Source organism: Paraburkholderia sabiae (genome assembly GCF_030412785.1).
Lineage (GTDB): Bacteria > Pseudomonadota > Gammaproteobacteria > Burkholderiales > Burkholderiaceae > Paraburkholderia > Paraburkholderia sabiae.
In genome coordinates this window covers 6,434,620-6,451,492 of record NZ_CP125295.1, presented here as the reverse complement: position 1 = coordinate 6,451,492, position 16,873 = coordinate 6,434,620, and the positions used below count along the sequence as shown (strand labels likewise).

17 protein-coding genes are annotated in these 16,873 nt (G+C 61.1%); 9 read left to right on the top strand and 8 right to left on the bottom strand.

What is annotated here, in order from left to right:
* Positions 1-6: 6 nt before the first annotated feature.
* The gene (locus tag QEN71_RS29105; RefSeq protein WP_201648865.1) at positions 7-2,448 is read left to right on the top strand and encodes a tetratricopeptide repeat protein; all 2,442 of its coding nucleotides are present in this window, start codon (positions 7-9) and stop codon (positions 2,446-2,448) included.
* A gap of 149 nt (positions 2,449-2,597) precedes the next feature.
* On the opposite strand, the gene QEN71_RS29100 is transcribed toward QEN71_RS29105, so the two are convergent.
* From QEN71_RS29100 to QEN71_RS29090, 3 genes are all read right to left on the bottom strand, one after another.
* Positions 2,598-2,894 carry a flagellar protein FliT gene (locus QEN71_RS29100; protein WP_223961299.1) on the bottom strand — a complete coding sequence of 99 codons (297 nt, stop codon included), beginning with the start codon at positions 2,892-2,894 and terminating at the stop codon, positions 2,598-2,600.
* Positions 2,895-2,919: 25 nt separating this feature from the next.
* Complete coding sequence (gene fliD, locus QEN71_RS29095; RefSeq protein ID WP_201648866.1) at positions 2,920-4,347, bottom strand: flagellar filament capping protein FliD; 1,428 nt, start codon at positions 4,345-4,347, stop codon at positions 2,920-2,922.
* Between the two features lie 169 nt (positions 4,348-4,516).
* Positions 4,517-5,335: a flagellin domain-containing protein gene (locus QEN71_RS29090; RefSeq protein WP_201648867.1), complete on the bottom strand. Its 819-nt coding sequence runs from the start codon at positions 5,333-5,335 to the stop codon at positions 4,517-4,519.
* A 244-nt stretch (positions 5,336-5,579) separates the two neighbouring features.
* Between QEN71_RS29090 and QEN71_RS29085 the strand changes: the two genes are divergently transcribed.
* Together QEN71_RS29085 and rpsU are read left to right on the top strand one after the other, a co-directional pair.
* Positions 5,580-6,521, top strand: coding sequence for an aldo/keto reductase (locus QEN71_RS29085; protein ID WP_201648868.1), 942 nt, complete (start codon positions 5,580-5,582; stop codon positions 6,519-6,521).
* A gap of 299 nt (positions 6,522-6,820) precedes the next feature.
* Positions 6,821-7,033: a 30S ribosomal protein S21 gene (gene rpsU, locus QEN71_RS29080; protein WP_007581560.1), complete on the top strand. Its 213-nt coding sequence runs from the start codon at positions 6,821-6,823 to the stop codon at positions 7,031-7,033.
* A 145-nt stretch (positions 7,034-7,178) separates the two neighbouring features.
* Here rpsU and QEN71_RS29075 read toward each other — a convergent pair whose 3' ends face one another.
* Together QEN71_RS29075 and QEN71_RS29070 are read right to left on the bottom strand one after the other, a co-directional pair.
* On the bottom strand, positions 7,179-7,604 hold the full coding sequence (locus QEN71_RS29075; protein WP_201648869.1) for a hypothetical protein: 426 nt from the start codon (positions 7,602-7,604) through the stop codon (positions 7,179-7,181).
* A 450-nt stretch (positions 7,605-8,054) separates the two neighbouring features.
* Positions 8,055-8,708, bottom strand: coding sequence for a DNA-3-methyladenine glycosylase I (locus tag QEN71_RS29070; RefSeq protein ID WP_201648870.1), 654 nt, complete (start codon positions 8,706-8,708; stop codon positions 8,055-8,057).
* Positions 8,709-8,805: 97 nt separating this feature from the next.
* Here QEN71_RS29070 and QEN71_RS29065 point away from each other — a divergent pair, with 97 nt between their 5' ends.
* Together QEN71_RS29065 and QEN71_RS29060 are read left to right on the top strand one after the other, a co-directional pair.
* Entirely contained in the window at positions 8,806-9,690 is an 885-nt protein-coding gene (locus QEN71_RS29065) for a BadF/BadG/BcrA/BcrD ATPase family protein (RefSeq protein WP_201648871.1), read from the top strand.
* Positions 9,691-9,803: 113 nt separating this feature from the next.
* Complete coding sequence (locus tag QEN71_RS29060; protein ID WP_201648872.1) at positions 9,804-10,625, top strand: Cof-type HAD-IIB family hydrolase; 822 nt, start codon at positions 9,804-9,806, stop codon at positions 10,623-10,625.
* An 88-nt stretch (positions 10,626-10,713) separates the two neighbouring features.
* On the opposite strand, the gene QEN71_RS29055 is transcribed toward QEN71_RS29060, so the two are convergent.
* Together QEN71_RS29055 and aqpZ are read right to left on the bottom strand one after the other, a co-directional pair.
* Positions 10,714-11,016 carry a hypothetical protein gene (locus tag QEN71_RS29055; protein WP_201648873.1) on the bottom strand — a complete coding sequence of 101 codons (303 nt, stop codon included), beginning with the start codon at positions 11,014-11,016 and terminating at the stop codon, positions 10,714-10,716.
* A 369-nt stretch (positions 11,017-11,385) separates the two neighbouring features.
* Positions 11,386-12,135, bottom strand: coding sequence for an aquaporin Z (aqpZ, locus tag QEN71_RS29050; protein WP_201648874.1), 750 nt, complete (start codon positions 12,133-12,135; stop codon positions 11,386-11,388).
* Between the two features lie 289 nt (positions 12,136-12,424).
* Here aqpZ and QEN71_RS29045 point away from each other — a divergent pair, with 289 nt between their 5' ends.
* Positions 12,425-12,727, top strand: coding sequence for an H-NS histone family protein (locus tag QEN71_RS29045; protein ID WP_201648875.1), 303 nt, complete (start codon positions 12,425-12,427; stop codon positions 12,725-12,727).
* A gap of 302 nt (positions 12,728-13,029) precedes the next feature.
* Here the strand turns inward: QEN71_RS29045 and QEN71_RS29040 are convergent, their stop codons facing one another.
* Entirely contained in the window at positions 13,030-14,094 is a 1,065-nt protein-coding gene (locus QEN71_RS29040; protein ID WP_201648876.1) for a glycosyltransferase family 4 protein, read from the bottom strand.
* A gap of 675 nt (positions 14,095-14,769) precedes the next feature.
* On the opposite strand from QEN71_RS29040, the gene flhD reads away from it, so the two are divergent.
* The 3 genes from flhD to motA all read left to right on the top strand — a co-directional run bounded on the left by flhD (position 14,770) and on the right by motA (position 16,863).
* Positions 14,770-15,090: a flagellar transcriptional regulator FlhD gene (gene flhD, locus QEN71_RS29035; protein ID WP_201648877.1), complete on the top strand. Its 321-nt coding sequence runs from the start codon at positions 14,770-14,772 to the stop codon at positions 15,088-15,090.
* A gap of 129 nt (positions 15,091-15,219) precedes the next feature.
* Complete coding sequence (gene flhC / locus QEN71_RS29030) at positions 15,220-15,831, top strand: flagellar transcriptional regulator FlhC (RefSeq protein WP_201648878.1); 612 nt, start codon at positions 15,220-15,222, stop codon at positions 15,829-15,831.
* 171 nt (positions 15,832-16,002) lie between these two features.
* Entirely contained in the window at positions 16,003-16,863 is an 861-nt protein-coding gene (gene motA, locus QEN71_RS29025; protein WP_201648879.1) for a flagellar motor stator protein MotA, read from the top strand.
* The last annotated feature ends 10 nt before the right edge of the window (positions 16,864-16,873 follow it).

The window sequence follows — 16,873 nt, the reverse complement described above, 5'->3', positions numbered from 1 at the left end:
ATCACAGTGGATCACGCTAATCTTCTCAACACCGCGCTCGCGCATCACCAGGCCGGCCGGCTCGCCGAAGCCAAGGCGATCTACGACGAGATCCTGCGCGCCAATCCCCGGCATTCCGATGCGCTGCATTTTCTCGGCCTGCTCGCGTGCCAGATTCAACAGTACGACGCGGGCATCACGCTGATGCGCCAGTCGATCGCGATTCTGCCGAACGCGATCTATCACAACAATCTCGGCAACGCGTTGCGCGAGCATGGCCAGCTGAAGCAGTCGATCGATTCATATCGCGAGGCCGTGACGCTCAATCCGGGTTATGCCGAAGCGCATAACAATCTCGGCAATGCGCTGCGAGAAGATCGTCAGCCGGATGCCGCGATGCACAGCTGCGCGCACGCAATCGAACTGCGTCCCGGTTACGCCGAGGCGTACAACAATCTCGGCAATGCGCTGAAGGATCTCGGCGAGACGGATAGCGCGGTGCTCGCGTATCGCAAGGCGATTTCGTTCAGACAGCACTACGCGGACGCGCACAACAATCTCGGCAACGCGTTGACGGAGCAGGGCAAATACGACGAAGCGATCGCCAGCTATCACAGCGCCATCGCGCTCGATCCAAACCGCGCGCTGATACATAACAGTCTCGGCACGCTGTACCTCGCGCGCGGCGAACTCGCCGAAGCGGCGGCGAGTCTGCGACGCTCGGTCGAACTCGATCCCGAGCGGCCCGGTGTCCACAACAATCTCGCGAACACGTTGCGCGATATGGGCGATCTCGAAGCCGCACGGGCGCATTACGCGAAAGCGTTGCAATTGGCCCAGGCGGTCGTGGACGCCTATCAGACTGGCGGCGGTGCGACGTCGCTTGCACACCTCCGTTTCCCCAAACCGCAATTGACGCTCGCCGAAGCGTTCGCGACACTCGGCAACGCGTGGTATGGCCTTTATCGCTACGAAGAGGCCATCGAAAGTTATCTGCGAGCCGTCGCGCTCACGGACGACGACGCCGAAGTGCATCACAATCTCGCCGTCGCTTATCTGAAAACCGAACGCGCGAATGAAGCGCTGCGCTACGCGCGCAAGGCGCTCGAGTTGAAGGACGGTTCATCGCGGATGCACATCAATCTCGGCGATGTGTTGCGCTCGCTGGGCGAACTGGAAGCCGCCGTGAACAGCTATCGGAGCGCCATTGAACGGTCTCCGGATGCCGACGTTGCTCATACCGCACTGCTGTTTTGTGAGGCGAGCATGTCACAGCGCCCGGTCGAGGAGTTCCTGGCCGATGCGATCTATTTCGGCAAACGGATGGCCGCGAACGTCACGCCATTCGCACATACGCGTGCGCCGCGCGGCACGCGGCCGTTGCGTGTCGGTTTCGTGTCCGGCGATCTGCGCACGCATCCCGTCGGCATTTTCACCGAAAGCGTGTTGCGTCATGTCGATCCATCCCGGATCGAACTGATCGCCTACCAGACCAACGATGTCGAAGACGAGACGACGCAACGGCTCAAGCCGCTCTTCGGCGAATGGACGCAACTGTGGAAGCTTTCGCGCGAGGCCGCGGCCCAGCGGATTTTCGACGATCGCATCGACATCCTGCTCGACATGTCGGGCCATACGGCGTTCAACCGGTTGTCGGTGTTTGCGATGAAGCCGGCGCCCGTTCAGGTGACGTGGCTTGGATTTTTTGCGTCGACGGGCATCGCGCAGATGGATTATGTGCTCGGCGACCGTTACGTGTTGCCGCCCGAGGAAGCGCATCACTTCATCGAAAAGCCGTGGCATCTGCCCGACGGCTATCTGTGCATGACGCCGCCGGAGCATGATGTGTCGGTGGGGCCGCTGCCGATGCAGGCAAATGGCTTCGTCACCTTCGGCTATCTCGGCAAGCTCGCGAAGATGACGGATGAGGTGCTCGATCTGTGGGTGCGCGTATTGCGTGAAGTGCCCGACTCGCGTCTGCTCATCAAGGCGCACGAACTCGATCGCAAGCATGCCGTCGACGCAACGCTCCAGCGCTTCGCAGAGCGTGGGATCGACGCGTCGCAACTGATTCTCGAAGGAGGATCGAAGCGCGGCGAGTACTTCAAGACATATCATCGCGTCGATATCGTGCTGAGTCCGTTCCCGTATCCGGGCGGCACGACGACGGCGGAATCGCTGTGGATGGGCGTGCCCGTCGTCGCGATGAAGGGCGATCGTTTCCTCGGCCACATCTGCGAAAGCGTGCTGCATTCGGCGGGATTCGGCGAGTGGATCTGCGACGATCAGGCGAGCTACGTCCAGAAGGTTCGAGAACTCGCGTCGAGTGTCGAATCGCTGGCAAAGTTGCGCGCAGGCTTGCGCGAACATGTGCTCGCTTCACCGATGTGCGATGCGCACCGCTTCGCGCGCAACTTCGAAGATGCGCTAGAAGGCATGTGGAGCGCGTACGAAGAAAGCGGCAACTGAAATCAGTCTCGATGTCCGCATTGCGCCTGCGCGGCGCAATGCGGACATTTGCTTTTGTACAGGTGAAAAAAAAGCTGCATCGCTGCAGCTTTATCAATCCGCGCAGTTCTTGTTGACTACGGCGCGCGGCGTTCTTCAGATTCGATAACTCAGAGCATGCCCGTCGTGTGATACAGGCTCACCGACTTGATGCGGCGAAGCGCGTCGCCGTGACGCTCGGTGAGGCGGTCCATGCCGTTGCGCGCATGCATGCTGATCCCTGCGTCGATATGCTGGATCATGCGGATCTTTTCCAGTGCTTCGGGCGTTTGCTGCGGGCTCAGCGACATCAGCAGCGGCGAGCGCTCTTCGACGATCGCCGACGCGCGCGGCCAGTCTTGTTGCGAAACCGCGTCTTCGAGAGCGCGGGTCAAATCCAGTGCGCGGGTCAGCGAATCGTTCATCATGAGTTCCGTTTAGCGGGTATCCGCGTTACTTCGAGTTCAGCGAGCCCGACAGGCCGCCTCCGCCGAACAGCTGGTTCAGGTAGGCCGTGTTGTTCTGCATCGTCGTCATCAGCGTGTTCAGCGCCGAGAACTGCGCGTTGTACTGATCGGTCAGCGTGCTCTGATAGTTCGTGAGCTGCGTGGCCTGATCCGACAGATTGCTCAGGTCGGTGTTCAGCGCCTGCGTGCGCTGATCGATCGTGCCGCTCGACTGCGTGTACGTGTTGATGAAGTTGTTCAGCGTCACGCCCATGCCGTTCGTCGTGTTGAACGCGGCCGCGACGGTGGAACTGTTGCTCGACAGCGCATTTTCCAGCGTCGTCGAATCGACGGACAACGTGCCGTCGTGTTGCAGGTTGATGCCGATCGACGACAGGCTGATCGTCTTGCCGCCGACGCTGATGCCGCCGCCGACCAGCGCGCCGAGCGTGTTCGTGATCGTGTTCGTCATCGAGTCGCCGAGCAGCGGGCCGGCCTGCGAGCCCGTCGCCTGCGTCGAGTCCCACGTCAGGCCCGTGGCCGTCGTGACGTAGTTGTTGTACGCGGTGACGAAGGCGTTGATGGACTTTTCCGACGCCGACGTGTCGTTCGTGATCGAGATGGTCTGCGTGCTGTTCGCGGTCGCGTTCGAGATGTCGATGTTCACGCCCGTCAGCGCCGACGTGATGACGTTCGTCGAGCTGGTGATCGCGTTGCCGTCGATCGAAAAGTTTGCGTCCTTGCCTGCCGTGACCTGCGTGAAGCTGGCCGTGTTCAGGCCGGAGCTGAGGCCCGCGCCTGCCGAAACCGACACGGTGTTGGCCGCGCCCGTCGCCGTCGAGGTCAGCACCAGATGCTGGCCGTCCGCTGCCGTGATGACGGCTGCCGAGACGCCAGGATTGTTGTTCGCCGTGTTGATCGAGTTGGCGATGGTCGCCAGCGTGTCCGTCGACGACACGTTGATCTGCATGGAGTTGCTGCCCACACCGACCGTCAGCGTGCCGCTGCCGAGGCTCGCGCCCGAGGCGTAAGCCTGCGAAGAAATCTTGTTGGCGGTCGCAATATTGGTGACGGCCAACGTGTAGTTGCCTGCCACCGCGCCCTTGCCGGTTGCCGTCGATGCCGTGACGCCCGTGCCGCTGACGGCGACTGCGAGCTGATTGAGCGCCGTGCCGTCGGACAGGCCGCTGATTGCCGTCTGCAGCGACGAAAGCGCCGATTTGATCTTGCCGATTGCGGAGAGCTCGGCGTTGTCCGAGGTCTGCTTGGTCGTGATCGCCGACGATTGCGCCGCAGTCTTCGCCGTCACGAGCGCCGACACCAGTGAATTCACATCGAGGGTCGACTTGGTCGAGCCGCTGATGATGGACTGCGCTGCCTGCTGTAGCAGGGAAGTGACGTCAGTGGATGAAGTCGAAGTCGACGTGGTGGTCATGCGGTGCTCCGATTGGCGAAACGGACTGCGTTGGGTTCTCGGCGTTCAAATGCATGATGGGAGGCGAACCTCCCAGGCATGCGATACAGCTGTTTTTTTATTCGCCGAAGCCGGGCGAGAGCCGCGGCTTCGGGTGCGGCGCCGGACTGCGCGCCGTCTGTCGTTACTCTTACTGGAGGAGCTTCAGAACTTGCTGGGGCATCGAGTTCGCTTGCGCCAGAACCGAGATACCAGCTTGTTGCAGAACCTGAGCCTTCGACAGGTTCGCCGTTTCCGTCGCGAAGTCTGCGTCGGTGATCTGCGAACGTGCTGCGCTCATGTTCGTTGCTTGCGTGTTCGTCGTCGAGATTGCAGCCTGGAACGTGTTCTGCGTTGCGCCCAGCGTTGCCTGGAACGTATTCACGCTCGTCAGAACCGTGTCGATCGTGCTCATTGCTGCCTGAGCGCCCGAAGCCGTCGAAACCGACACGCCGCTCACGCCGAGGCTGGACGCGTCCCACTTCTGCGAACCGAAGTTTGCCGTGATCTGCTGGCCGTTGAACGCGCCGATCTGGAAGTTGACCGAACCGATACCGTTCAGGACGGACTGGCCGTTGAACGTCGTTTGTTGCGCAACGCGCGTGATTTCCGTCAGACGGGTCGACACTTCCGACTGGAGGTTAGCCAGTGCGTTCGAGTCGAGCGAGCCGTCGCCTGCTTCCACTGCCAGCTGGCGGATACGTTGCAGGTTGTCGACGACCGACTGCAGTGCGCCGTTCGTGGTTTGCACCATCGAGATGCCGTTGTTGGCGTTGGCAGCACCTTGCGTCAGCGCGTTGATCGACGCCGTTTGCGTCGTCGAAATCGCGAGACCTGCCGCGTCGTCGGCAGCGGTGTTCACACGCTTGCCCGACGACAGGCGGTTGATCGCCTGCGACAGTGCGCTTTGCGAACCCGACAGGTTGTTCTGCGCGGTCAGCGAAGCGATGTTGGTGTTGATATTCAGCATTTTGCGTCCTCGTTTGTAAAACGCCTCGGATGTAGGAGGCTGTTTTGGCTCGGCGTCGCGCCTTACTGTGTGCATTGCGTCGCCGCCTGTCCTGGTTGACGGCGTGGTCAGAAGAAAACTTTAGGGGCGATCTTGCGAAATTTGGGGGCGCATGGATGCGGGCGGCACGCTGCCGGGGGCGTCTGTGACGATCGGGAAGACGGCGTATCCTTGATGGCCCGCTTCCTTTGCTCGTGGAGATGTCATGCAGAAACGCAAGCTCGGCACGTCGCAATTGCAAGTCGCGCCGCTGATGTTCGGCGGCAATGTATTCGGCTGGACGGCCGACGAAGCCACGTCGTTTTCGATCCTCGACGCATTCGCCGACGCGGGCCTGAATTTCATCGATACCGCCGACGTCTATTCGGCATGGGTGCCGGGCAATCAAGGCGGCGAATCGGAAACGATCATCGGCAAGTGGTTCGCGAAGTCGGGCAAGCGCGACAGGATCGTGCTGTCGACGAAGGTCGGCATGCTGGGAAATCGCAAGGGGCTGTCGGCGGGCAACATTCGCGCGGCCGTCGAAGATTCGCTGCGACGCCTGCAGACGGACTACATCGACGTCTACTTTTCGCATCTCGACGACGAGGAGGCGCCGCTGGCGGAGACGCTCGGCGCGTACCAGCAGCTGATCGAAGCGGGCAAGGTGCGGGTGATCGGCGCGTCGAATTATGGCGGAGCGCGTCTGCAGGAAGCGCTGCAGATCGCGCGCGACAACGGCCTGCCGCAGTATCAGGTGATCCAGCCGGAGTACAACCTGTACGACCGCGCCGCTTACGAAACCGACCTCGAGCCGATCGCACTCGCCGAACGTCTGGGCGTCGTCTGCTACTACAGCCTCGCGAGCGGGTTCCTGTCGGGCAAGTATCGTTCGCGCGACGATCTGTCGAAGAGCGCGCGCGGCCGCAAGGTCGAGGCGTATCTGAACGAGCGCGGCTTCGCGATTCTCGATGCACTCGAAGAAGTGGCAGGGCGGCACGGCAGCACGCCGGCTTCGGTGGCACTCGCGTGGCTGATCGCGCGTTCCAGCATCACCGCGCCAATTGCCAGCGCGACATCCGTCGAACAGTTGGAGAGCCTTGTCGAGGCGGTGCATCTGACGCTCACGGACGCCGATTTACGCGCGCTGAACGACGCAAGTGCCTGATCGTAAACGTCAAAAAGCTGGTCGGAAGGGTGCTTTCCTGATATCATCGGGAGTGAATTGAGATCTTTGCTCGTTTCGTCATGGGTTACTGGTGGCGAAACGCTAGCTAGGCGCGGCGCCGCAACAACGTGCGCTGCCCGCGTTTCGCGGTGTACTCCCACCTCTCTTTTCCGGCCTCCGTGGCCGCATCGCCTCTCGTTTCAGTTGTGCTTTGCCAGTTCTGGAACGACCGGAGGGCCGGCGCGTGAGTGGGCTAACCGCCACGCCATTAAACCGTATCAAGCGTTTTTAGGAATTACATGACGACGATTCTTCTGAAGGAAAATGAGCCGTTCGAAGTGGCAATCCGCCGCTTCCGCCGCGCAATCGAAAAGAATGGCCTGATCGCAGAACTGCGTGAACGCCAGGCATACGAAAAGCCGACGACGGCTCGTAAGCGCAAGAAGGCAGCTGCAGTGAAGCGCCTGCACAAGCGCCTGCGCAGCCAGATGCTGCCGAAGAAGCTGCACTAAGCACGCTTCCAGGCACGCGAAAGCACGCCAACGGCGGTGTGAGCTTCGAAAGAAGCCACACCGCCGTTTTTTATTTGGGTTTTGCGTTTGGAGAATCAGCAAGCGCGCGTGGATTTCCGCGCGGCTGGATGTTGGGAGTGAAGAGTCAGGCGGCCGTTCGGACGCGTTCGTCGGAAAGGCCGAACTGACGGGCGATCGAGCGCAGCCGGTCGCGCCATTCCCACGTGCCGAAAACGTCGTGAACGTTCTGCAGGCAACTGAGCAGGTCGACGGTGACGGGATCGTAGATATTCAGGCGGGAGCGAAGCAGCGCCTTCTTCAACGCGGACACGCCGACGTCCATATACATCGGCGTTTCACCCGGCGTTTTACCAATGAATCGCACGGGAATGCCTTCCATCGCCGTCATGTAGTCGCGCGGATGGATAAAGCTGCCGACCGGGCAACCGCCGCAATAGCCGCGGTAGGCGCCGCCGCCGCGCGGAAGCAGCGCGGGGCGGCCCTGACCGAAGAGATGATCGACTGCCCGGTCGTAAATTTCCTGATGTGTCAGGAAGTTATGGTTTTTCATGTTGGTCTCCCCCCGCGCACTGCGCAGCGGTCATTCGTTTCTGGTGCAAGGGTCGACAGTATCCTTCGACAGCCACGCCACCTAAGCTTCGACTAGGACGTCGATTACCGTCCAATTCGCGGTTTGCGGATAGCGCGCGTTGCACCAGCGCTGCCGCCGACGCCCGGCTGACTCCCCGTCCGGGGGCGCGTCTAACGACATCGCATGCATCAGTTATAACGAGCGAAATGCGAAAAAGGTCAGCCGATGTGTTGGCTAGCGCTCAGTTCTGGCGGCGGACAACTACAAATGGTATTCGAGCCATGCGGTCGATTACGCGGGGCGCCTTTGCAGAAGCGGCTCTGCCTATGCCGCATCGCAAACGCCGCTTTCCTTCGAAGGCGAACTCGATTCCGCCCTGTGTTGCAATCGCGCGACACGCATCCACAGACGACGCATTGCGCGCGCCCATCAATTCGCGCTCTTCTTGCGCCCCTTCTTGCCGAGCGACGCGCACCGCGAATAGCAGGTGCAGTCGGTCTGATGATCGTTGACCATGCCGACCGCCTGCATGAACGCATAGCAGATGGTTGTGCCGACAAATTTGCAGCCGTAGCCCTTGAGCGCTTTACTGAGCGCATCCGACACGTCCGTCGAGGCGGGCGCGTGCTTGTAGCTCGTCCACGCGTTCTGGATCGGCACGTTATCGACGAATGACCACACGAAATCCGCGAGCGAGCCGTGCTCGGCCTGAATCTGCCTGACGGCTTTCGCGTTGAGAACCGTCGACTCGATCTTGCCGCGATGGCGCACGATGCTCTCGTCGAGCACGAGCGCGTCGATCTTTTGCGGCGTATAGCGGGCGACTTTGTCGATATCGAAATTGGAGAATGCACGCCGGTATCCGGCGCGCTTGTTCAGGATCGTCGACCAAGACAAGCCCGCCTGCGCGCCTTCGAGCACGAGCATCTCGAAGAGATGCTGGTCATCTCGCGAAGGGACGCCCCACTCGGTGTCGTGATAGTGTGCGAGCGCTTCGCTCGTCGCCCAGTTGCATCGTTGTTCAGCCACGTTCAGGCTCCTGCATGGTCGGTTGATCGCCCGTCGATCGGGCCACGCCAGCATAGCGGAACGAGGTCGAGCCGCAACCTGGCCGATCGGCCAATTGTCGCGGGCGACGAGACCTGCCACGCTATGCGGTAACACATCACTGAGCGAATCGATGAAACAAGACCTCTATCTGATCGGCGTCGACGGCGGCGGCACGGGCACGCGTGTCGTGCTGGCGGACGCCGATGGGCGGGAACTGGCGCAAGGCACGGCGGGGCCGTCGGGTCTGGGCCTCGGCGTCGAGCGCGCGTGGGAATCGATCCTCGCGGCCAGCGCACAAGCGTGCGAGATCGCCGGCGTACCGGCCAACTGGCCGCGTTTCGTCTTCGGCTGCGGGCTGGCGGGCGTCAACAACCGGGACTGGCTGTCTGCGTTCCACGCGAAGGCGCCGGCGCTCGCCGGCCTGTCTGTCGAACACGACGCCTATTCCACACTGCTCGGCGCGCACGGCGGCGAGCCGGGCGTGATCGTCGCGCTGGGGACGGGCAGCGTGGCGGCCGTGCTAGACCGCGACGGCGAGTGCCGCACGGTCAGCGGCTACGGCTATCCTTCCGCCGACGAAGCGAGCGGCGCATGGCTTGGTCTACGCGCGATCGTGCACGCGCAGCAGGCGCTCGACGGCCGCGTTCCCGCCGACGAACTCTCGCAGGCGCTGATCGACCACGTCGGTGTGTCGGATCGCGAAGGGCTCGTCGTCTGGCTGTGCGATGCGAATCAGACGGCTTACGCGAGCATTGCGCGCGTCGCGGTCGAGCATCGCGAGCATCCGTTTGCCGCGCGGTTGCTGCGGGAGGCCGGTCAGGAAATCGGCAAGATGATTGCGGCGCTCGATCCGTCCGGAACCTTGCCCGTCGCGCTGTGCGGCGGGCTCGGCAAGCCGTTGAGTGAATATGTGCCCGAGCCGTACCAGGATCGGCTGCGCGCGCCGCTTTCGGATTCGGCGCACGGCGCGTTGCAACTGGCCCGGCGGGAGGCCGCGCGGATCGGCGGCGCATGACGAACCTGGCGCCAACAAAGCGCGACTCCTGGCGGAGCGCGGGCGGAAACGGAAAGCGGCGCTGCCGGAGGCGATAAAATAGACGCTTTCCGACGCCGCCTGTCCGCCTACCCATGTACAAAGTCATCGCCAGTGATCTGGACGGAACGCTGCTGAACAGCAACCACCAGGTCGACCCCTTCACGATCAGCACGGTGCGCGCACTCGAAGCGCAAGGCATACACATCGTGATCGCGACGGGCCGTCACTATTGTGACGTCGCGGGCATTCGCGACGTGCTGGGTATCCGGCCATATCTGATCACGTCGAACGGTGCGCGCGTCCACTCGCCCGACGACGAAATGATCTTCGCCGACGACCTTCAGGCCGACGCCGTCAAGCAACTCGTGAAACCGGCGCTGGTGGGCGAACATGGTCGCGTGATCGTCAATCTGTTCGCCGACCGCGAATGGCTGATCGATCGGGATGCGCCCGAGCTGCTGCGCTATCACCAGGATTCTGGCTTCACCTATAACGTGACGGATCTGCAACAGCACGACGGCGCGGACATTGCGAAGGCGCTGTACATCGGCGACCCGAAAGATCTGGCCGTGGTGGCGGCCAATCTCGAGCGCACGTTCGGCGATGCGCTGTATGTCACGTACTCACTCCCGGACTGTCTCGAGGTGATGACGGCGAATGTATCGAAAGGGCGTGCGCTGCAGTTCGTGCTCGACCGGTTGAATGTGCCGGCGGCGAAGTGCGTCGCGTTCGGCGACAACATGAACGACATCGACATGCTGGAAACGGCTGGCCATCCGTTCATGATGAACAACGCCAATCCCGATCTGATCAAGCGCCTGCCGAACGTGCCGCGTATCGGCAATAACTTCGAAGCGGGTGTCGCGCATCATTTGCGCAAGCTGTTCGCACTCGACGACGAACTGACGGCGTAAATCCCGAAGCCAAAATGCACATGGCGCGTTCCCTATTCGGGAAACGCGCCATGCAGCGTCAAACCACCTGTAGCCGATCTACACGACGTTAGTCGCGATATCCGCCGCCGCGATGGTTCTCGTTCCAGCGATTGCCGTAGTTGTTGTTCCAACGATTATCGTGATCCCAGCGGCCACGGTCCCAACCGCGATCGCGTCGATAGCCATCGTAACGATGGTCTCCCCAGTACCGATTCCCGTAGTAGACCGGTTGCGGCGCAGGCGCGACATAGGCCGGCGCGGGCGTCCCGAGCGACAGGCCGATGTTCAGATTCGCGTGCGCCTGTGCGACACCGCATGCGCCAGCGGCGAGGCCAACTGCAACGAGCATGTGAGTGACGATGCGCTTCATTGTGCTTCTCCTGTGAATGCGGCGTGCTTGCCGTACAGGTTCAATCTACGCGTCGGCGGTGCGTATCGCTGCGACAGGATGTTACGAAGTGAAAGCATGCAATGCCTGTATTCGCAGCTGTAATCGGACGTTCAGCAATCCCGCTGAAGCGCGGCATCACGAGGCGTCAGGCGCTTTGCCTATATACCGCGGGGTCGCGCGAGTCGGCGTTTGAGAAGACCGAAAGACATTCTTAAAGATGGTGAATGCGACCGTAAACCAACCTTACATTTGAACCATCTATTAATCTAGGAAAGCGCGTCTTTTCCGACGCCATAAAGAAACGGGGCGCCGAAGCGCCCCGTTTTCATTCAGGCCGGATGGTCGCAATCACGCCGTTACGCGCTCGCGCTCAACCTCTACGGCGTGCTGCGCACTGCCGGCGACCAGCGGATACACGATGCCGGCGATCACGGCGCCGAGAATCGGCGCGACCCAGAAGAGCCACAACTGATCGACAGCCGCGCCGCCGACGAACAGTGCCGGCCCCGTCGAGCGCGCCGGATTCACCGACGTATTGGTGACGGGAATCGAGATCAGATGGATCAGCGTGAGACACAGGCCGATGGCGATAGGTGCGAAACCTGCGGGTGCGCGTTTGTCGGTGGCGCCGAGGATGACGAACAGGAAGAAGGCCGTCATCACCGTTTCGCACACGAACGCCGCCGGCAACGCATAGTGGCCCGGCGAGCGGTCGCCGTAGCCGTTGCTTGCGAAGCCGCTGGCGACAAGGTGGAAATCCGGGTTGCCCGAAGCAATGACGGACAGCACATACGCGCCGAGCACCGCGCCCAGCACTTGCGCAACGATGTACGGAACAAGGTCGCGTGCCGAGAAACGTCCGGCGACGGTCAAGCCGACGCTGACGGCCGGATTCAGATGGCAACCGGAAATATGCCCGATCGCATACGCCATGGTGAGGACAGTCAGGCCGAAAGCGAGCGACACGCCCACGAAGCCGATGCCGAGACCATGAACCGGGCCGGCGAAATTTGCCGCGAGGACGGCGCTGCCGCAACCTCCTAGTACGAGCCAGAAGGTGCCGAACAGCTCCGCTGCAAGGCGCTTGGAGAGGTTCATCGTGTGTAATCCTAATAAGTACGGGGATTCAAGGACGAGAGCGCATGCGCTGCCCGGCACTTGCGAGCGCAAATTTTAAGCAACGTTGCACTAATGCACTGTCAAGAATTGTCATTCACGAACGCGGAATTATTTCGTGATAAACCGCCGGCCGTTTGAACGATTCAGCGATCTTTTATAAATACTCAGACGATATCTTTTGATAGCGCCGTATTAGCCGCCATTGCGAATTTCGTTGGCAACGGCTAATCTCCGTGCTAACCACTTTTAGAAAAAGAGGGGAGCCCAAATGTCACAATACGCAGATCTCAAGGCGCAGATCGCACGTCTCGAAGCGGAAGCGGCAGAAGCGCGTCGCAATGAAGTGGGCAATGTGATTGCCGAAATCCGCCAGAAAATCGTCGATTACGGACTTAGCGCGCACGACCTCGGTTTTGCCGAGGCGGTACGCCGCGGACGCCCGCCGAAGAAGGCGCCACTGCCCGCGAAGTATCAGGATCCGAAGTCGGGTAACACGTGGAGCGGCCGGGGAAAGCCGCCTAAGTGGATTGCCGGCAAGAACCGCGAGCGCTTTCTGATCGGCCAGGCGTAATTAGGACAAACGGCGAAAGCCGCTTGAAGGTGTTCTGGCTGAATGCGCCACTTTTCGGAATCGGTTAATGCGCGGTAAGGCACAGAAGCACGGGGATAGCTTCATTCAGTAAAAGCGCATTGCCGCCGATTGAAGAAAGCGCTTCCATTGCCCGCCGCGTCTTGAACGACGCAAATGAAAAAGCCGCCTGGGGAGGCGGCTTTTTACTGCGAGCGATCCGAAAACCGGCTTTGAACGCTCGCGCAAACGATTTACATGAACAAATTACGTGTCAATCGCCGTATCGGCAGAGTTGACCGTCATCAGCCCACTGCCACGCGGCGCAGTACCGGGCGACGCGTCGCTTCGAGCAGCGCGGTGTAGCTGTCGACGTAGTTCTGCGCCATGATCTTCGAGCTGAAGCGGCGTTCGAACTGATTGCGGATTTCCGTGCGCGACAGCTCGTCGATACGCTGCAGCGCGGCCACGGCACCCTGCACGTCTTCGCAGATGTAGCCCGTCACGCCGTGGTCGATCACTTCCGGCACCGAACCGCGGTTGAAGGCGATCACCGGCGTGCCGCACGCCATCGATTCGATCATCACGAGGCCGAACGGCTCCGACCAGTCGATCGGGAACAGCAGCGCCTTCGCGCCCGACAGGAATTCCGGCTTCTGCGCCTCGTTGATTTCGCCGACGAATTCAACGTGCGCCTGCGACAGCAGCGGCTCGATTTCCGTCTTGAAGTATTCCTGGTCGACCTTGTCCACCTTGGCGGCGATCTTCAGCGGCAGACCGCTTTGCGCAGCGATCTTGATGGCCGTATCGACGCGCTTTTCGGGGCAGATACGGCCCAGAAACGCCAGGTATTCCGGCTTCTTGCTGGTTTGCGGCGTCAGCAGCTGATCGGGCAGGCCGTGATAAATCGTGTTCAGCCAGTTCGCCTGCTGCAGCGGCAGACGCTGCGAATCCGAAATCGAGATCACGGGCGCATCTTCGAACGTGTCGAACACCGGCTGCAGTTCCGGCAGATCCAGACGACCGTGCAGCGTCGTCACGAACGGCGTGTCCAGCGTCGAAAACAGCGGGAACGGCAGATAGTCGAGGTGAAAGTGCAGCACGTCGAATTCGTGCGCGATCTTTCGCACCCGCTCGAGCAGCAGCATGTGCGGGGCGAGCGCGTCGCGGATCGTCGGATCCAGACGCAGCGCGCGCGGCCAGGCGGCTTCGAGTTTCGCGGACGTCACCGAATCGCCGCTCGCGAAGAGCGTCACGTCGTGACCGAGATCGACCAGCGCCTCAGTCAGATACGACACGACGCGTTCTGTGCCGCCATAAAGTTTCGGTGGTACAGCTTCGTACAACGGTGCGATTTGTGCGATTCGCATGCGTGATCTCCTTATGCAAAGGGGCTTCGCGCTGCGCTGCCGTGCGTGTGGCAAAAAGCGGAAGCATGTCGGACGGTTGGGCGCGGTGTGCCGCCGCCCGTGGCCAGGAAGCCCGATGGGGTTATCCCTAGGTGTCATTATCGGGATCGCGGGCGCCAATTCGAGCTATTTTTCAAACACTTAACGTTGTTACAGCGCGAAACATGATGCGTAACAAGTGCGCGTATGTCCTCGGAAAGCTCGAAGCGATGGGCTTCCAGGCAATATCCGCCGCACTTTGGGCCATACGGCGCAGCATCTTGCGCAGCCGTTTCGTCCGATCAATTTGTGCGCTGCCCAACGTATCGATGCGAATTTCGCTTTATTTCTGCTCAAGGATGGGCGCATAATCCGCTTCCCAAACCTTTCACGCGAGTTCTCGCGTGTAATCGGGCAGCGTTTTTCGCGCGTCAATGTCCGTCAAAATTCCCCGACTCAAAAATTTGTAGGAAAAAGTCCTACAGAAATCCTGGATTATTCCGTCAACCAGATGGGGCGAGTGTCCGATTTTCGTTAGCGCCTCCTTTCGCGAAAATGCACGCTAACCATAAGCGTGCCGTTCGTGGTTTTTTTTAACCCGAGCGAGCAAACGTTTTACGACGGCCTGACCAGCCAGATTCAAATCGGGGGAATTCAATGAGCACCCAAAGTGACATGCTCAATGAAATTAGGGAAGTGAACCTGTCCTATCTGCTACTCGCGCAGCGCCTATTGCGTGAAGACAAGCCAATGGGCATGTTCCGCATGGGCATTTCGGAGCAGCTGGCCGACGTGCTCGCCAACCTGTCGCTCGCGCAGACAGTCAAGCTGGCCTCATCGAACCAGGTGCTGTGCCGCTTCCGCTTCGACGATCACCAGATCCTCTCGTCGCTCGCTGACAAGGGCAAATCGACAGCCGTTGCCCAGGCGCACTCCGCCATCCTGATGGCGGGCCAACCCGTCGCGCAGATCGGCTGATATCGGCCGACGGCCGACGACGGGCGCTTCGGCGCCCGCACTGAGCCAACCTACGCGCGCCGGCGACGGCGCTTCAACCGTTTCTCGCGCTTGCGGGAGGAACGGCAACGGACGCGGGAAGCGAGGCGGATGGCACAAAAAAGCGTGGTGCTCGAAGTCAGGGAAATCACCCTGGCGATCGAACTGATCGAACTCGGCGCGCGTCTGCAGTTGCTCGAAGCTGAGACGACGCTGTCGCGCGACCGGCTGATCAAGCTGTACAAGGAAGTGAAGGGCATGTCGCCGCCCAAGGGCATGCTGCCGTTTTCGACCGACTGGTTCATGACGTGGCAGCCGAACATACACTCGTCGCTGTTCTACAACGTCTACCGTTTCATGTCGGGGCTCGGCCGATGCGAGACGATCCAGTCGATCGTCAAGTCATACCGGCTGTACCTCGAACACGTGCGGATGCACCACGACGAGCCGGCGCTGAGCCTGACGCGCGCGTGGACGCTGGTGCGTTTCTTCGACTCCGGCATGCTGCAGATGACCACATGCACGCGCTGCGGCGGACATTTCGTCGCACATGCGCACGATCCGCAGCACGGCTTCGTATGCGGATTGTGTGCGCCGCCGTCGCGCGCAGGTAAGACCCGGAAAGCCGCCGACGCCCGCTGCGAAGCGCCGCAGGCAGCCCTTTGCACGCCGCTCGACGAAGCGCTCGAAGCCTTGTCCGACGGCGTCGCCGCGCCTGTCTGAGCGCCGTCTGAGCGCCCATCGGGAGGCCCGCCGCGCGGGCTTTCCCGGCGCTTCCGATGCACTCTGGTTAACACCGTCTCCATCGCGCGCGCATTCCGCCAAAGTTTTCCGACCGCTTGCCGTAAACCTGAATAACGACGGTCTCCCGTCGCTTTTAGTGAGGGCTCGGCAGTGCTGATTTTCGTGGGAACACTCGTTACGCTGTTGTCCGTCTTCGGCGGTTATGCCATGGAGGGCGGCCATCTTGGCGCGCTCATGCAACCGGTCGAAGTGCTGATGATTGCAGGCGCGGGAGTCGGCGCATTCATCCTCGGTAACGGGATGAAAACGATCAAGGCCACACTGCGCGTGATTCCGACGCTGTTCAAAGGCGCCAAGTACAACAAGGACGTCTACATGGAGCTGATGGCGCTCCTGTACGTGCTGTTGGCGAAGGCGCGCAAGGAGGGCACGCTGACGCTCGAAGCGGATATCGATGATCCGCAGAAGAGCCCGATCTTCACGCAATACCCGAAGATTCTCGCGGACCATCACATCGTCGAATTTCTGACGGACTATCTGCGCCTGATGGTCGGCGGCAACATGAACGCGTTCGAAATCGAAAGCCTGATGGACGAAGAAATCGAAACGCATCATGCCGAAGGCGAAGCGCCCGCGCATGCGTTGATGAAGGTCGGCGACGCAATGCCGGCATTCGGTATCGTCGCGGCCGTGATGGGCGTGGTGCACACGATGGCGTCGGCCGACAAGCCGCCCGCCGTGCTCGGCGAGATGATCGCGCAGGCGCTCGTCGGCACCTTCCTCGGCATTCTGCTTTCGTACGGTCTGATCGGACCGCTCGCGAGCGTCGCGGAACAGCGCGTCACGGAATCGACCAAGATGTTCCAGTGCATCAAGGTGACGATTCTCGCGAGCCTGAACGGTTACGCGCCCGCCATCGCCGTCGAATTCGGCCGCAAGGTTCTCTTCTCGACCGAACGCCCGTCGTTCGCCGAGTTGGAAGAGCACGTGCGCCGCGTGAAGGCGAAATAAGGAACGCCGG

What these genes read in the sequence shown, in the direction of transcription:
- QEN71_RS29100 (WP_223961299.1), bottom strand. Translation starts at nt 2,894, where the DNA reads ATGATGAACGATTCGCTGACCCGCGCACTGGATTTGACCCGCGCTCTC.
- fliD (WP_201648866.1), bottom strand. Translation starts at nt 4,347, where the DNA reads ATGACCACCACGTCGACTTCGACTTCATCCACTGACGTCACTTCCCTG.
- QEN71_RS29090 (WP_201648867.1), bottom strand. Translation starts at nt 5,335, where the DNA reads ATGCTGAATATCAACACCAACATCGCTTCGCTGACCGCGCAGAACAAC.
- QEN71_RS29085 (WP_201648868.1), top strand. Translation starts at nt 5,580, where the DNA reads ATGCAGAAACGCAAGCTCGGCACGTCGCAATTGCAAGTCGCGCCGCTG.
- rpsU (WP_007581560.1), top strand. Translation starts at nt 6,821, where the DNA reads ATGACGACGATTCTTCTGAAGGAAAATGAGCCGTTCGAAGTGGCAATC.
- QEN71_RS29075 (WP_201648869.1), bottom strand. Translation starts at nt 7,604, where the DNA reads ATGAAAAACCATAACTTCCTGACACATCAGGAAATTTACGACCGGGCA.
- QEN71_RS29070 (WP_201648870.1), bottom strand. Translation starts at nt 8,708, where the DNA reads ATGCTGGCGTGGCCCGATCGACGGGCGATCAACCGACCATGCAGGAGC.
- QEN71_RS29065 (WP_201648871.1), top strand. Translation starts at nt 8,806, where the DNA reads ATGAAACAAGACCTCTATCTGATCGGCGTCGACGGCGGCGGCACGGGC.
- QEN71_RS29060 (WP_201648872.1), top strand. Translation starts at nt 9,804, where the DNA reads ATGTACAAAGTCATCGCCAGTGATCTGGACGGAACGCTGCTGAACAGC.
- QEN71_RS29055 (WP_201648873.1), bottom strand. Translation starts at nt 11,016, where the DNA reads ATGAAGCGCATCGTCACTCACATGCTCGTTGCAGTTGGCCTCGCCGCT.
- aqpZ (WP_201648874.1), bottom strand. Translation starts at nt 12,135, where the DNA reads ATGAACCTCTCCAAGCGCCTTGCAGCGGAGCTGTTCGGCACCTTCTGG.
- QEN71_RS29045 (WP_201648875.1), top strand. Translation starts at nt 12,425, where the DNA reads ATGTCACAATACGCAGATCTCAAGGCGCAGATCGCACGTCTCGAAGCG.
- QEN71_RS29040 (WP_201648876.1), bottom strand. Translation starts at nt 14,094, where the DNA reads ATGCGAATCGCACAAATCGCACCGTTGTACGAAGCTGTACCACCGAAA.
- flhD (WP_201648877.1), top strand. Translation starts at nt 14,770, where the DNA reads ATGAGCACCCAAAGTGACATGCTCAATGAAATTAGGGAAGTGAACCTG.
- flhC (WP_201648878.1), top strand. Translation starts at nt 15,220, where the DNA reads ATGGCACAAAAAAGCGTGGTGCTCGAAGTCAGGGAAATCACCCTGGCG.